11 protein-coding genes are annotated in these 14,062 nt (G+C 71.7%); 8 read left to right on the top strand and 3 right to left on the bottom strand.

The features are described from left to right. The first annotated feature begins 21 nt into the window (after nt 1-21). The 4 genes from H7827_RS02225 (at nt 22) to H7827_RS02210 (ending at nt 4,395) form a co-directional block, all read left to right on the top strand. A complete protein-coding gene (locus tag H7827_RS02225) occupies nt 22-1,092 on the top strand; it encodes an NAD(P)-binding domain-containing protein (protein ID WP_432742212.1) in 1,071 nt (356 codons plus the stop codon). Between the two features lie 126 nt (nt 1,093-1,218). Beyond that, nucleotides 1,219-2,376 (top strand): S1 family peptidase, encoded by a 1,158-nt coding sequence (locus tag H7827_RS02220; RefSeq protein WP_432742210.1) that lies wholly within the window; start codon nt 1,219-1,221, stop codon nt 2,374-2,376. A 151-nt stretch (nt 2,377-2,527) separates the two neighbouring features. Then, nucleotides 2,528-3,742 carry a DUF418 domain-containing protein gene (locus H7827_RS02215; RefSeq protein ID WP_432742208.1) on the top strand — a complete coding sequence of 405 codons (1,215 nt, stop codon included), beginning with the start codon at nt 2,528-2,530 and terminating at the stop codon, nt 3,740-3,742. A 125-nt stretch (nt 3,743-3,867) separates the two neighbouring features. Continuing rightward, nucleotides 3,868-4,395, top strand: coding sequence for an NUDIX domain-containing protein (locus H7827_RS02210; RefSeq protein ID WP_200362796.1), 528 nt, complete (start codon nt 3,868-3,870; stop codon nt 4,393-4,395). 72 nt (nt 4,396-4,467) lie between these two features. Here the strand turns inward: H7827_RS02210 and H7827_RS02205 are convergent, their stop codons facing one another. From H7827_RS02205 to H7827_RS02195, 3 genes are all read right to left on the bottom strand, one after another. Continuing rightward, entirely contained in the window at nt 4,468-5,598 is a 1,131-nt protein-coding gene (locus H7827_RS02205; protein WP_030731675.1) for a type III polyketide synthase, read from the bottom strand. A gap of 82 nt (nt 5,599-5,680) precedes the next feature. Further along, nucleotides 5,681-6,886: a cytochrome P450 gene (locus H7827_RS02200; RefSeq protein WP_432052045.1), complete on the bottom strand. Its 1,206-nt coding sequence runs from the start codon at nt 6,884-6,886 to the stop codon at nt 5,681-5,683. Nucleotides 6,887-7,138: 252 nt separating this feature from the next. Then, complete coding sequence (locus tag H7827_RS02195) at nt 7,139-8,419, bottom strand: ROK family transcriptional regulator (RefSeq protein ID WP_432742204.1); 1,281 nt, start codon at nt 8,417-8,419, stop codon at nt 7,139-7,141. Between the two features lie 173 nt (nt 8,420-8,592). Between H7827_RS02195 and H7827_RS02190 the strand changes: the two genes are divergently transcribed. The 4 genes from H7827_RS02190 to H7827_RS02175 are packed head-to-tail and all read left to right on the top strand — an operon-like array spanning nt 8,593 to nt 14,017. Continuing rightward, nucleotides 8,593-10,296 carry an ABC transporter substrate-binding protein gene (locus tag H7827_RS02190; protein WP_432742202.1) on the top strand — a complete coding sequence of 568 codons (1,704 nt, stop codon included), beginning with the start codon at nt 8,593-8,595 and terminating at the stop codon, nt 10,294-10,296. A gap of 31 nt (nt 10,297-10,327) precedes the next feature. Then, complete coding sequence (locus tag H7827_RS02185) at nt 10,328-11,317, top strand: ABC transporter permease (RefSeq protein WP_386538661.1); 990 nt, start codon at nt 10,328-10,330, stop codon at nt 11,315-11,317. 16 nt (nt 11,318-11,333) lie between these two features. Then, complete coding sequence (locus H7827_RS02180; RefSeq protein WP_432742200.1) at nt 11,334-13,145, top strand: dipeptide/oligopeptide/nickel ABC transporter permease/ATP-binding protein; 1,812 nt, start codon at nt 11,334-11,336, stop codon at nt 13,143-13,145. Continuing rightward, nucleotides 13,142-14,017, top strand: a complete 876-nt coding sequence (locus H7827_RS02175) for an ABC transporter ATP-binding protein (protein WP_386538665.1) — start codon at nt 13,142-13,144, stop codon at nt 14,015-14,017. Before H7827_RS02180 ends, H7827_RS02175 begins: the two co-directional genes overlap by 4 nt. The last annotated feature ends 45 nt before the right edge of the window (nt 14,018-14,062 follow it).

Raw genomic sequence — 14,062 nt, 5'->3', positions numbered from 1 at the left:
CCTCCCGGTGTTGGATGAAACATGAACGAGATGGCGGTTGTGGTCGTCGGGGCGGGCCAGGCGGGACTGGCGGCCGCCTACCATCTGCGGCGCCGGGGATTCGCCCCCGGCTCCGATTACGTGGTTCTCGATCACTCCCCGCGCCCCGGCGGCGCCTGGCAGTTCCGCTGGCCCACCCTCACCTACGGCCGGGTGCACGGCATGCACGCCCTGCCCGGCATGGAACTGACCGGAGCCGACCCGGACCGGCCGTCGGCCGAGGTGATCGGGGAGTACTTCACCGCGTACGAGCGCGCCTTCGAGCTGCCGGTCCTGCGCCCGGTGGACGTCACCGCCGTCCACGACGACGGCGCGGGGGCGCTGCGGGTGGACAGTCCCTCCGGCACCTGGCGCACCCGCGCCCTGATCAACGCCACCGGCACCTGGGACCGCCCGTTCTGGCCCCGGATCCCGGGCATGGCCGACTTCGCCGGCCGCCAGCTGCACACCGCCCAGTACCCCGGCCCCGCGCCCTTCGCCGGACAGCGCGTGGTGGTGGTCGGCGGTGGCACCTCCGCCGTCCAGCACCTGCTGGAGATCGCCGAGGTCGCCGCCGACACCCGGTGGGTGACCCGCCGCCCGCCGCTCTTTCGCGAGGACACCTTCGGCGAGGTGCAGGGCCGCGAGGCCGTCGCCATGGTCGAGGAGCGGGTACGGGAGGGCCTGCCGCCGCGCAGCGTGGTCTCGGTGACCGGCCTGCCGATGAACGAGGCCATGCGCGCCGCCCGCGCCTCCGGGGTGCTGCGCCGCCACCCGATGTTCGAACGGCTCACGCCCGAGGGGGTGCGCTGGGCGGACGGGGCGCACTGGCCCGCCGATGTCATCGTGTGGGCCACCGGGTTCCGGGCCGCGCTGGACCATCTCGCCCCGCTGCGGCTGCGCGAGAGCGGCGGCGGCATCCGGCTGGAGGGGACGAGGGTGGTGCGCGATCCGCGGCTCCATCTGGTCGGGTACGGACCCTCCGCCTCCACCATCGGCGCCAACCGGGCCGGCCGGGCAGCGGTCAACGACCTTCTGGCACTGCTGGGTTCCCCGGTCGGCACCGCTTCGTGATTGGTCTGGACATGTTCAAGGCGTGGGTCTAATGTCCTGCGCGTGAGTGAGAGCGCTCTCACACTGCATCGCTTCGTTGCCCTGTACCGCCCCACTTTCGGTAGAGCACGTCCAAGGAGCCCTGCAATGAGACGCACCCGTTCCTTCACCCTGGGCGCGGCGGCCCTGATGGTCCTGACCGCCGGTGTCGGCGGCGCCGCCGTGGCGGCCGACTCCTCCACCCCGGCCCCCGGCGGCGAACCCGTCGCCGAACCCGCCCTCATCGAGGCACTCCAGCGCGACCTCGGGCTCACCCCGGAGCAGGCCGTCGACCGGCTGGCGACCGAGGCCGAGGCCATGGCCACCGACGAGGAGGCCCAGGAAGCGGCCGGCGACGCCTACGCCGGCAGCTGGATCGACGCCGCGACCGGCACCCTGGTCGTCGCCGTCACCAGCGCCGCCGCCGAGAGCGCGGTGGAGTCCACCGGCGCCGCCACCGAACGCGTCACCCACAGCCAGGACGCGCTCGACGCCGCCCTCGCCGCCCTCGACGAGCTGGAGGCCCCGGCCGGCATCTCCAGCTGGTACGCCGACGTCCAGGACAACGGCATCGGTGTCGATGTGGTGGCCGGCTCCGAGAACACCGACCAGGTCGCCGATTTCCTCGCCGAGGCCGAAGCCGTCCAGTCCATACCGCTGACCGTGCGCACCGTCGAGGAGGCGTACACCACCTCTGCCGCCGGCGTGGTAGGCGGCGACCCGTACTACACCGGCAACGTCCGCTGTTCCGTCGGCTTCTCGGTGCACGGCGGCTTCATCACCGCCGGCCACTGCGGATCGGGCTCGGCCGCCGTCTACGGCTGGGACAACAGCCTGATGGGCAACTTCGCCGGCCGCTCGTGGCCCGGCGGCGACCACGCCTGGGTCCGTACCGGCCACGGCTGGTGGACCGTCCCGGTCGTCCTCGGCTGGGGCACCGTCTCCGACGCCCTGGTGCGCGGCTCCAACGAGGCCCCCACCGGCGCCTCCGTCTGCCGCTCCGGCTCCACCACCGGCTGGCGCTGCGGCACCATCGGTGCCAAGAACGTGACCGTGAACTACGGCAACGGCAATGTGGTGTACGGGATGACCAACTCCACCGCCTGTGCCGAGGGCGGCGACTCCGGCGGCTCGTTCATCAGCGGTGACCAGGCCCAGGGGGTGACCTCCGGCGCCGCGGGCAACTGCTCCACCGGCGGCTCGTCCGTCTTCTACCCCATCAGGCCGATCCTGTCCGCCTACGGGCTGACCCTGCACACCGCCTGACCCGCGCTCCTTGCCCCGGCCCCCGCCCGCGCGGCGGGGGCCGGGTCCGCCGAAGGATGTAGCCGCATCTCGGCTTCCCGGACGACGGAACACCCCGGTCACGGCGCCGACGATGGTCACGACGGACCATCGTGAGCGGGGAGTTCGGACCATGACGGAGACCACGCGGCCGGCCGTGCCGCCGGCCGCCGGGGGCGGCACCGCACCCGGCGAGGCACCGCGGGGGCGGCTGCCGCTGCTGGACGTGCTGCGCGGGGTGGCCATCCTCGGCACCCTGATGACCAACGTGTGGATCTTCGCCGCTCCGGGCGCCGAATGGTCCGTCCTGACCGGCGGCGCGGCCCTGCCCCCGGTGTTCACCGACCCGAGCGCCGCCCATCTGGCCGAGGCCGGCTTCCGGCTGGCGGCGGACGGCAAGTTCCTGGCGCTGCTCACCCTCCTGTTCGGCGCCGGGCTCGCCATCCAGTTCGACGCCGCCCGGCGCCGCGGCGAGCCCTGGCCTGGCCGCTACCCCCAGCGGGCCCTGTTCCTGTTCGCCGAGGGCCTGGCGCACTTCGTCCTGGTCTTCGCCTGGGACGTGCTCATGGGATACGCGGTGGTCTCCCTCCTGGTGGCCTGGCTGCTCACCCGCACGGCGGCGGCCCGACACCGGGTGGCGCGCTGGGCGGGCATCGCGCACCTGACGCTGATCTCACTGCTGACCCTCGCCCTGCTCACCGCGCCCGGCGGCACGGGCGGCGGCCCCTCCGAGCGGGTGGTCGCCCTGTACGCGGACGGCGGTTACCCCGAGCAGATCGCCTTCCGGCTGGAGAACGCCCTCGCCCTGCGGCTGGAGCCGGTGCTCTCCTTCGGCCTGCTGCTGTTCCTCTTCCTGCTGGGGGTGCGGCTCTACCGCGCCGGAGCCTTCGCCCCCGACGCCGCGGGACGCCTGCTGCGCCGCCGGCTGATGCGCTGGGGCCTGGGCGCCGGTATCCCGCTGACCCTGCTCACCGGCCCGGTCTGCGAGGACCTGTTCTTCCTCGGCCGCTACGTCGCGGCCCCCGTGGTGGCCCTGGGCTACCTGGGGTTCATCGGCGTGCTGCTCGACCGCCGCGCCGACCGCACGCCCGGAGCGCTCGTGGCCGGCCTGAGCGCGGTCGGACGCACCGCACTGTCCTGCTACGTGGCCCAGAACGTGCTGTGCGCGCTCGCCTGCTACGGCGTCGGGCTGGGCCTGGCCACGCGCCTCGCGGACCAGGGACCCTGGTGGGTGATGGGCCTGTGGGCGGCGGTGTGCGCGCTGCTGGTCACCGGCGCCCGGCTGTGGCTGCGGTACTTCCGGCACGGCCCGCTGGAGTCCGTGCAGCGCCGGGTGCTGCACCGCTGACCCGCCCCCGGAATCGGGGGGTGCGCGGATGATCACGGAAGGCCGTGGCGTTGCTAGGGTCAGTGGGTGCGACCCGGTACGGCAACGGGCGCACCGGCCGTGGACGAAGGGGCGGGAGCAGCGCGATGACCTACACCTTGCACCGGAAGGTGACGCACTGCCCCTATTGCGGGACGCGCTTCGCCCCCGACGCCGGCTGGCCCAGGGACTGCCCCGGCTGCGGGGAGACCAGCTGGGCGAACCCGCTCCCGGTCGCCATCACCCTGCAGCCGGTCGCCGGCGCGGACGGACGGCGCGGACTGATCGTGGTGCGCCGCGACATCGAGCCGGCCCGTGGCGAACTGGCGCTGCCCGGCGGCTATGTGGAGACCGGGGAGACGTGGCAGCAGGCGGCCGTGCGGGAGTTGTACGAGGAGACCGGACTGCGGGCGCGGGCCGAGGACATCACCCTGTACGGGGCGCTCAGCGCCCGGGGGACGGTCAACCTCTTCGGGATGCTGCCCGACCGCCCGCTGGCGACGCTGCCGCCGTCCGCGCCCACCGCCGAGGCCACCGAGTGGCTGGTGCTGTGGGAGCCCGCCGTGCTGGCCTTCCCGACCCACACGGACATCGTGGTGGAGCGCTTCTTCGCGGCCACCGGGAACCCGGCCTGAGCGGAGCCCGCACGGCCGTCACCGGCCGGACCCCGTTTCCGGGGTCCGGCCGGTGCGCCGCGCGGTCCTTCCTCAGACCGCGGCCGCCCGCTCCTGGGCCTGGGCGGTCCGGCCCTGCGGCACCGCCGCGTGCAGCCGGTGCGCCGGGACCTGCGCCGGGTCACGCCAGGCGCCCAGCGCCATCTCGGCGGTGATCCCGGGGCCGAACCCGGCGATCAGCCCCCGGGCGCCCTCGGCCACCTTGCCTTCCTCGAACAGCCGGTTGAGGGCGTCGAAGACGACACAGGAGGCGATGTTGCCGCGCTCGGTCAGGGTGGTCCTGCTGTGCGCGAACGTCTCCTGATCCAGGCCCAGGTACTGACTCAGGTCGTTCAGGATCCGGGGACCGCCGGCGTGCACGATGTAGAAGTCGAGCCCGGTGACGTCCCATTCGTGCCGCTCGGAGAGCGTGCGCAGGGCCGGGGCCAGCATGCTCATCGTGCCCGGGACCCGCTTGTCGAGCTGGAAGTGGAATCCGGTGCCCCGGACCGCGTACGAGATCCAGTCCTCGGTCTGCGGCACCAGGTGCGAGCCGTTGCGCTCCAGGCCCATCCCGGTGCCGCCGTCGCCGCGCACCACGGCCGCCGCCACCGCGTCCCCGAACAGGCCGTTGGACAGCAGCGAACCGACCCCGATGTCCACCGGCTGGTAGCACAGCGAGCAGAACTCGCAGGCCACGATCAGCACGTTGGAGCCGGGGTAGGCCAGGCAGAAGTCGTGGGCCCGGTTGATGGCCGCGCCGCCGGCCGCGCAGCCCAGCTGGGCGATGGGCAGCTGCCGGGTGTCGTCGCGGAAGCCCATCGTGTTGATGAGGTAGGCCGTCATGGACGGCATCATGAAGCCGGTGCAGGAGACATAGACGATCATGTCGATGTCCTGCGCCTCGAGTTCGGCGTTCGCCAGGGCACCGCGGACGACCTCGGGCACCCGGGCCTTCGCCTCGGCCTCGTAGACCTTGTTGCGGGACTCGAACCCGGGGTGCTTGAGCGTCTCCTCGATCGGCTGGACGAGGTGCCGGGTCTGAACTCCGGTGTTGGCGATCAGGCGCAGCACCAGGGGGAGTTGCTCGTGCCCGGCGTGCAGCGTGCGCGCCAGTTCGAGGGTGTCCTCCATGGTGATGACGTGATCGGGTACCGCGATGGACGGCTTGCAGAGCGTTGCCATGATCCCCTCCCATGCCGTGGCGCGCTCTCGACGGATCGCCGCGGCATCGATGGCTGGTTCGTGGTGATGGTGGTGGGCCCTGTCACCAGGTGACAGGGAGTTCGTGCGGGTAGCGCCAGATGGACTCGGTGTTCCAGCGCACGTCCTCGGTGGGCACGGCCAGCCGCAGCTCAGGGAACCGGCGCAGCAGGGTACCGATGGCGACCTGGAGTTCCATGATTGCCAGCGGGGAGCCGATGCAGTGGTGGGCGCCCCACCCGAAGGTCATGTGGGGGGTGGGCGGGCGCTCCACGTCCAGGACATCGGGCCGGTCGAACCGCTTGGTGTCCCGGTTGGCCGCCAGGTACGAGACATGGACGGTCTCGTTGGCCTTGATCAGCACGCCGCCGACCTCGACGTCCTCGGTGGCGATGCGCGGGATCCCGACGCCCTTGCGGAACGGGATGTAGCGCAGCAGTTCCTCCATGGCCGTGGACAACAGCTCGGGCCTGGCCTGGAGTTTGGCGCGCTGCTCGTGGTGGGTGAGCAGGGTGTAGGTGATGTTGGACAGCTGGTAGGTGCTGGTGTCGTGGCCGGTCATCATCAGGACCATGGCCATGACGCCGAGTTCCTTCTCGTCGAGGACCTCGCCCCCGTCCCGCGCCGTGGCCAGGTTGCTGATGAGGTCATCACCCGGGTTGGCGCGCCGGGCGACCGTCAGCTCCTGGAAGTAGGAGCGCAGGTGCGCCTTGGCCGCGATCGCGGCCTCCTTGGTGGTGGACCCGATCGCCATCATGGCGATGGCGCAGCGCCGCAGCTCCGCGCGGTCCTCCTGGGGGATGTCGAGGACCTCGCAGATGGTGGTCATCGGCAGTTCGTTGGACAGATGCTTCACCAGGTCGGCGGGCGGGCCGTGCTCGGCCATGGTGTCCAGCAGCGAGTCGACGATGCGCTGGGTGGCCGGCCGCATGGCCTCGATCTTGGGGTTGGTGAACGCCTGGGCGACCAGCCGGCGCAGCCGGCTGCTCTGCGGCGGGTCGAGCAGATTGATGGATTCCGACTGCACGATCGGGTTGGGGGTCATCCGCGGGAAGTCCCGGCCGATGACGGCGGCCCGGCTGAACCTGCGGTCGGTGGTAACGGTGCGCACATCCTCGTACCGGGTCACCAGCCAGGCCTCGCCCTGCCCGTACGCCATCTTGATCCGCGAGATGGGCGCCTCGGTCATCAGCTGGCGCAGCAACGGGTCGAACTCCAGGCCCTCGGCGAAGTCGAACGGACACGTTGTGACCGTGTCGGAGTTCTCCACCCCGGCCTCCACTTCATGGGGACCGTCTTTGCGACGGTGATTGTCTGGACGAGGAAGGGTGTCCCCGCGAGATGTAGGACCCATGTAAAAACGCCCGGGAATTAACCCGTTCGTGGAGGGGAAGTACGCAGGTGAGCACGTGCCGTGGGGCGATATCCCAAGCTTTGCGTGCGGAAATAATGTTGATATTGCAACCGATCACTGATCGCTTGACGGATGATCAGTGCGGTGAGGCGGTCGGGTGGCCCGTTCCTACGGCGTCGGGGTCGCCCGGGCCGGCGGGTCCGGCTCGGCCGCCGCGGCCAGGTTCTCCGGCAGCCGCATCCCCTCGCGCAGCGGCACCAGTTCGGACTGGAGCATCATCGCGGCGGCCCCTATGGCGGGCGCGGTGGCCGCCATCCGGGAGAGCCGGACCGTCACCGGATGGCTCGCCCTGGAGAAGAACGACCTCTCCAGCTCCTCCCGCACCACGGGAAGATAGATCGACCCGGCGATCGCGAGGCCGGGGCCCGTGAGCACCAGCTCATCCAGGTCCACGATGTTGGCCAGGGTCCGCGCCGCCAGCGCCAGATAGCGGGCCGAACGCTCCAGCAGCGCCCGCGCCCCCGGGTCGCCGCGGTGCGCCGCCCGGGTCACGGCCGCGAAATCCGCGGTGCGCCGCCCGCGCCCGCCGCCGGTCAGCCCGGCCGAACGGGCCAGTACGGCGTCCGCGCGCGCCGCCTCGACCACCGCGCCCGGGCCGGCCAGCGCCTCCGTGCACCCCCGCGCCCCGCACCAGCACTCCGGCCCGTCGGCGGCCAGCGGAATGTGCCCGATCTCCCCGGCGTTGCCGCTCGGCCCCCGGTAGGCGACCCCGCCCAGCATCAGCCCGGCACCGATCCCGGTGCCCATGTACAGCGCGGCGAACGCCCCGCCGCCCGCCTGCCCCGACCAGTGCTCGCCCAGCGCGGCGGCGGTGGCGTCGTTGTCCAGCACCACCGGCAGCCCGGTGGCCCGCTCCAGCTCCGGGCCCATCGCGAAGTCGCCCCAGTGCCGGATCGCCGGCCGCAGCAGCCGCAGTCCGTGCGCCTGGTTCAGCGGGCCGGGCGCCACCAGCCCGAGCCCCAGCACCCGCGAGCGCTCCACGCCCGCGCCCTCGATCAGCGCCGCGCTCTCGGCAGCCATCCGCTCCACCACCGCCCGCGGATCCTCCACGCCGACGCCCGCCCGGGACATCCGCGCCACCACCGAGCCGCCCAGGTCGGTGAGCACATAGGTGATCCCGTCGTGGTCCAGGTGCACCCCCACCGCGTACCGCGAGGAGAGGTTCAGCTGGAGCAGCACCCGCCGCTTGCCGCCGGTGGACTCGGCGTGCCCGGTCTCCACCACCAGACCGTCGTCGATGAGCCGGCGCACCACGGTGGAGATCGTGGCCCCGGTGAAACCCGTGGCCTTCACCAGGCCGACCCGGCTGATCGTTCCGGCGGCCCGGATCACATCGAGTACGGCCGCCCTGCTGCTGGCGTGCGGGGTGGCCCCGGCCGGTCCGCTCACTGAAGTCCTCCCTGCGCTGCGCGGTGCCGAGTGTATGTGCCCTTCCGCAGCGGATGTTCGTCGTGCCGGAGGGTTGACTTCCTTAATTCGGCGACTGAACAATCCTACCCACCCGGGCTACGTGTCCAGGCCCCCAGCGCCCCAACGGCGGGGCAAGGCCGAGAGGATCGAAGATGACCCAGCACGCGAGGTGGCGCCGTTCCCGTACAGCGGTTGCCGGAGCGGCCGCGGTGGCCATGCTCGCCGCCGGCTGCGGATCGGGCGGCAACGGCGGGGGCGGCGGAGGCAATTCGGGCCCGGTGGACACTTTGGTCGCCTACACCGGCCAGGCGGGCGACTATCAGCGCAACTTCAACCCCTACGCCCCCACCATGATCGAGGGCCCGGGCAACATCTTCGAGCCGCTGTTCTTCTACAACGTCGCGCGCGACGGCGAACCCACACCGCGCCTGGCCACCGAGTTCTCCTGGAACGACAGCGGCACCGAACTCTCCATCACCACCCGTGAGAACGTCACCTGGTCCGACGGCGAGCCCTTCACCGCCCACGACGTCGCCTTCACCTTCGACATGGTCCGCGCGAACCAGACCATGAACGCCATCGGCTTCGAGGGCGAGAGCGAGGTCATCGACGACACCCACCTCGTGGTGCGCTACCCGCAGCCCGCCTACCTGGAGGCACCGAGCGTGCTCGGCAAGCTGTGGATCGTCCCCGAACACATCTGGGGCGCCTTCGAGGACCCGGCGCAGAACACCGTCCAGGAACCCGTCGGCACCGGCCCGTTCGTCCTGGGCGACTTCAAGCCCCAGGCCTTCACCCTGTCGGCCAACCCCACCTACTGGGGCGGCGAGCCGGCGGTGAAGAACATCCGCTTCGTCTCCCTGTCGGGCAACCAGGCCGGCGCCGACGCCCTGGCCGCCGGGCAGATCGACTTCCAGACCGGCCCGGTCCCCGACATCCACAACATCGAGAAGAACTACCCCGGGTACGAGGGCATCACCGCCCACATCTTCCAGATCGCGCTGTTCACCTGCTCCGACACCGCGCTGGGCTGCAGCGGACCGCAGACCGACCCCGCCGTACGCCACGCCATTTACCACGCGATCGACCGCACCCAGATCAACACCCTCGCCTACCAGGACACCGCCGCCGAGATCTCGCCCGGCTTCGCCCTCCCCGGCCGCGACGACGCCGTCATCAGCGACGGGCTGACCGACCGCATCGCCCCCATGGAGCCGGACACCGCCCGCGCCGAACAGGTGTTGACGGACGCCGGCTGGGCCAAGGGCGGCGACGGCATCTACGCCAAGGACGGCGAGAAGCTCTCCCTCTCGGTGCGGGTCGTCTCCGGCTGGACCGACGTCATCACCGCCGCCGACACCATGACCCAGCAGCTGAAGGCTGCCGGCATCGAGCTGACCGTCCAGCAGTCCTCCTGGAACGAGTGGTCGGACGCCCGCGGCCGCGGCGACTTCGAGCTGGTCTTCGACTCGCTCTACCCCGGCCCCGCCCCCGACCCGTACTACACCTACAACTACTTCTTCCACGGCGACAACACCGCCCCGGCCGGCGAGGTCGCCAACCCCAACTTCGCCCGCTACGACAACCCCGAGGTGAACGCCGCCCTCGACGCGCTCCAGCAGATCGACCCCGAGGACACCGCCGCCCGGCAGCCGCACTTCGACACCATCCAGACCCGTCTGGAGGCCGACATGCCCTACATCCCGGTACTGATCGGCGGCACCACCAGCGAGTACAACGCCCGCAAGTTCACCGGCTGGCCCTCCGAGGACGATCTGTACGCCTTCCCCGCCGTGTGGCAGCGCCCCGACAACTCGCAGATCTACCTCAACCTCAAGCCGGCCGGCGGCGAGTGAGCCCACCACTCCAGGGGATTGGCGGCACACGGTGAGGTACTACGCCCGCAAACTCGGTTTCTACCTCGTCGCCCTGTGGGCGGCGCTGACCCTCAACTTCTTCATCCCGCGGCTCATGCCCGGCAACCCCGTCGACACCCTGCTGGCCAAACTCGCCCAGCGCGGCGGCACGGTGGACCCGTCGGCCCGCAGATCCTACGAACTGCTGCTGGGCACCGACACCGGCGAACCCCTGTGGCGGCAGTACGCGGCCTACCTCGGCAACGTCCTGCGCGGCGACCTGGGGGTCTCGGTCAGCGCCTTCCCGGCCCAGGTCACCGAGGTCATCGGCCAGTCCCTGCCCTGGACCATCGTGCTGGTCGGCATCGCCACCCTGATCTCCTTCGCGCTGGGCGTCACCCTGGGCACCCTCGCCGGGTGGCGGCGCGGCAGCTGGCTGGACTCACTCGTCCCGGCCACCACCGTACTGGCCGCCGTCCCCTACTTCTGGCTCGCGCTCATCCTCGTCCTGATCTTCTCCTCCTCCCTCCAGTGGTTCCCGCTGTTCGGCGGCTACGACACCTACCTCGCCACCGGCTGGAACGCGGACTTCATCGGCTCGGCCATCTACCACGGCACCCTGCCGGCGCTCACCATCGTCATCTCCTCGGTCGGCGGCTGGCTGCTGGGGATGCGCAACATGATGGTGGCCACCGGCTCCGAGGACTACATCCTCACCGCACACGCCAAGGGCCTGCGGGACCGCCGCATCATGACCCGGTACGCCGCCCGCAACGCCGTGCTGCCCTCCTTCGCCGGATTCGCCATCTCCCTGGGCTTCGTGGTCTCCGGCTCGATCATCACCGAACAGGTCTTCTCCTATCCGGGCATCGGCTCCAAGCTGCTGCAGGCCGTCGAGAACAGCGACTACGCCCTGATGCAGGGCATCTTCCTGGTCATCACGGTCGCGGTGCTCGCCGCCAATCTGGTCGTGGACCTGCTGTACGGCTTCATTGACCCGCGCACCCGCGTGACCGCCTGAGAAGGAAGGAGCGGACATGGCGACCACCACCCCCCCGGTACCGGCGGCCACCCCCGCCCGCAGCGGCTGGCGTGCCCTGCTGCCCAGCTGGTCCGCGCGGCTGGGCATCGGCCTCGGCCTGGTCGGGGCCATCGGGCTCTTCGGCATCATCGGCCCGCTGCTGCTCGGCGATCCCGACGCCATCGACAACATGGGGCGCACCCCACCCGGCGCCGACCACTGGCTGGGCACCACCCAGACCGGCCAGGACGTCCTGTCCCAGCTGGCCCACGCCACCCGCGGCTCGCTCCAGATCGGCCTGGCGGTGGGCATCGGCGCCACCGTGCTCTCCGCGCTGTTCGGCATCATCGGCGCCTACCTGGGGGGTGTGGTGGACGAGGGCTTCTCGCTGTTCTCCAACGTCATGCTGGTCATCCCGGGGCTGCCGCTGGTCATCGTCATCGCCGGATTCGTCCCGCGCGAACAGCGCGGCTGGTGGACCCTGGCCGTGGTGCTGGTGATCACCGGCTGGGCCGCCGCCGCCCGGGTGCTGCGCGCCCAGACCCTCTCGCTGCGCGGCCGCGACTACGTGCTGGCCGCCCGGGTGGCCAGCGAGCGGCGCTGGCGGATCGTCACCGTCGAGATCCTGCCCAACCTGCTGCCGCTGATCGCCTCCCAGTTCGTCTTCGCGGTCATCGCCGCGATCCTCGCCGAGGCGGGCCTGGCCTTCCTGGGCCTGGGCGCCCCCAACACCCACACCCTGGGCTCGATGCTCTACTTCGCCCAGAACGGGTTCGCGCTCCAGTACGAGGCCTGGTGGTGGTTCGTGCCACCCGGCCTGGTCATCGCGCTCTTCGGCTGCGGCCTGTCCCTCATCAACTTCAGCATCGACGAGATCATCAACCCCAAGCTGCGCCTGCCCAAGGCCGCGGGCCGGGACACCGGCCGCGTCGCCGACCGCGCCGCCGCGGGCCCCGCCGCTTCCGCGGCCGACCCCGACGCCGTGCTCACCGTCCGGGGCCTGGACGTCGTCTACCGCACCGCCGAACCCGTGCACGCCGTACGGAACGTCTCGCTCACCCTGCGGCGCGGCGAAATCCTCGGCCTGGCGGGGGAGTCGGGCTGCGGCAAGACCACCCTCGCCTACGCCGTGGGGCGCCTGCACCGGCCGCCCGCCGAGGTCTCGGCCGGCTCGGTGGTCTTCCACGACCGGTCCGGCACCGACATCGACCTGCTCGCCCTGGAGAAGGAGGAGCTGCGGGCCTTCCGCTGGGACAAGCTCTCCATGGTCTTCCAGGGCGCCATGAACTCCCTCAACCCGGTGATCTCCGTCCACGAGCAGTTGGAGGACGTCCTCACCACCCACCGCCCCGGCATGACGGCCGCCGCCCGCCGCGAGCGCTGTGCCGAGGTCCTCACCCTGGTCGGGGTCGACCCGGCCCGCCTGGACTCCTTCCCGCACGAACTCTCCGGCGGAATGCGCCAGCGGGTCATGATCGCCATGGCCATGCTGCTGGACCCGCAGGTGATGATCATGGACGAGCCGACCACCGCGCTGGACGTGGTCGTCCAGCGCGGCATCCTGCGCGAGATCATCCGGCTGCGCGACGAACTCGGCTTCGCCGTCGTCTTCATCACCCACGACCTGCCGCTGCTGCTGGAGCTGAGCGACCACATCGCCGTGATGCGGGACGGGGAGATCATCGAGTACGCCCCGGCCGGGCGGATGTACCAGGCCCCCGCCCACCCCTACACCCGGCAGCTGCTGGATTCCTTCCCCTCCCTCACCTCCGAGCGCGGCGCCTTCGTGCGCGGCGGCGGCACCGACCCCGAAGGAGCGCCGCGATGACCACCCTCGAGGTCGCGGACCTGGTCAAGGACTATCCGGTGAGGGCCGGGCTGCGGCACTCGACGCTGCGCGCCGTCGACCATGTCTCCTTCACCCTGCGCCCCGGCCGTACGGTGGCCCTGGTCGGCGCCTCCGGATCCGGCAAGTCCACCGTGGCCAAGCTGATCGCCCGTCTGGAGCGGCCCACCGGCGGCCGGATCACCGCCACCGGGCCGGACGGCGTCCGGGTGCCCGAGCGGGCCTACCGCGACCACGTGCAGATGGTCTTCCAGGATCCCTTCGCCTCGCTGAACCCCTTCCACACCATCGAGCACCACCTCGCCCGGCCGCTGAAGCTGCACGGCCGCGCGCGGGGCCGGGCGCAGACCAGACAGGCGGCGTACGCCCTGCTGGAGCGGGTCAATCTGCGCCCCGCCGCGGCGTACGCGCCGCGCCGGCCGCACGAGTTGTCCGGCGGTCAGCGCCAGCGGGTGGCCATCGCCCGCGCGCTGGCCCCCGGCGCCCAGGTGGTCATCGCCGACGAACCGGTCTCCATGCTGGACGTCTCCATCCGGCTCGGGGTGCTGAATCTGCTGGCGCGGCTCCAGCGCGAGGACCGGCTCGCGGTGCTCTACATCACCCACGACCTGGCCACCGCACGGCACTTCAGCGACGAGATCCTGGTCATGCACCGGGGCAGGATCGTCGAACGCGGCCCGGCCGACGAGGTGATCCTCTCTCCGCGCCACTCCTACACCCGGCTGCTGGCCGGGGCCGCCCCCGATCCGGAGGCGCGCGGCCGGTCGCTGAGCGGCGACCCGGGGCGGGTCGATCCGGAGGATCTGCACCGGGCGTACGACCATCACACCGGCGAGTGGCAGCACTTCGGCTGAGCCGGCGTACGGCGGCCCGCGGCGGCTTCCCGCTCGCCGCGGGCT

The sequence above is a fragment of the Streptomyces sp. JH002 genome (assembly GCF_050916115.1).
In the GTDB taxonomy this organism is placed as follows: Bacteria; Actinomycetota; Actinomycetes; order Streptomycetales; family Streptomycetaceae; genus Streptomyces; species Streptomyces xiamenensis.
The sequence above is the reverse complement of the archived record's forward strand: the minus strand, read 5'-3'. Positions and strand labels throughout refer to the sequence as shown.

What these genes read in the sequence shown, in the direction of transcription:
- H7827_RS02180 (WP_432742200.1), top strand. Translation starts at nt 11,334, where the DNA reads ATGGCGACCACCACCCCCCCGGTACCGGCGGCCACCCCCGCCCGCAGC.
- H7827_RS02190 (WP_432742202.1), top strand. Translation starts at nt 8,593, where the DNA reads ATGACCCAGCACGCGAGGTGGCGCCGTTCCCGTACAGCGGTTGCCGGA.
- H7827_RS02220 (WP_432742210.1), top strand. Translation starts at nt 1,219, where the DNA reads ATGAGACGCACCCGTTCCTTCACCCTGGGCGCGGCGGCCCTGATGGTC.
- H7827_RS02225 (WP_432742212.1), top strand. Translation starts at nt 22, where the DNA reads ATGAACGAGATGGCGGTTGTGGTCGTCGGGGCGGGCCAGGCGGGACTG.
- H7827_RS02175 (WP_386538665.1), top strand. Translation starts at nt 13,142, where the DNA reads ATGACCACCCTCGAGGTCGCGGACCTGGTCAAGGACTATCCGGTGAGG.
- H7827_RS02215 (WP_432742208.1), top strand. Translation starts at nt 2,528, where the DNA reads ATGACGGAGACCACGCGGCCGGCCGTGCCGCCGGCCGCCGGGGGCGGC.
- H7827_RS02210 (WP_200362796.1), top strand. Translation starts at nt 3,868, where the DNA reads ATGACCTACACCTTGCACCGGAAGGTGACGCACTGCCCCTATTGCGGG.
- H7827_RS02205 (WP_030731675.1), bottom strand. Translation starts at nt 5,598, where the DNA reads ATGGCAACGCTCTGCAAGCCGTCCATCGCGGTACCCGATCACGTCATC.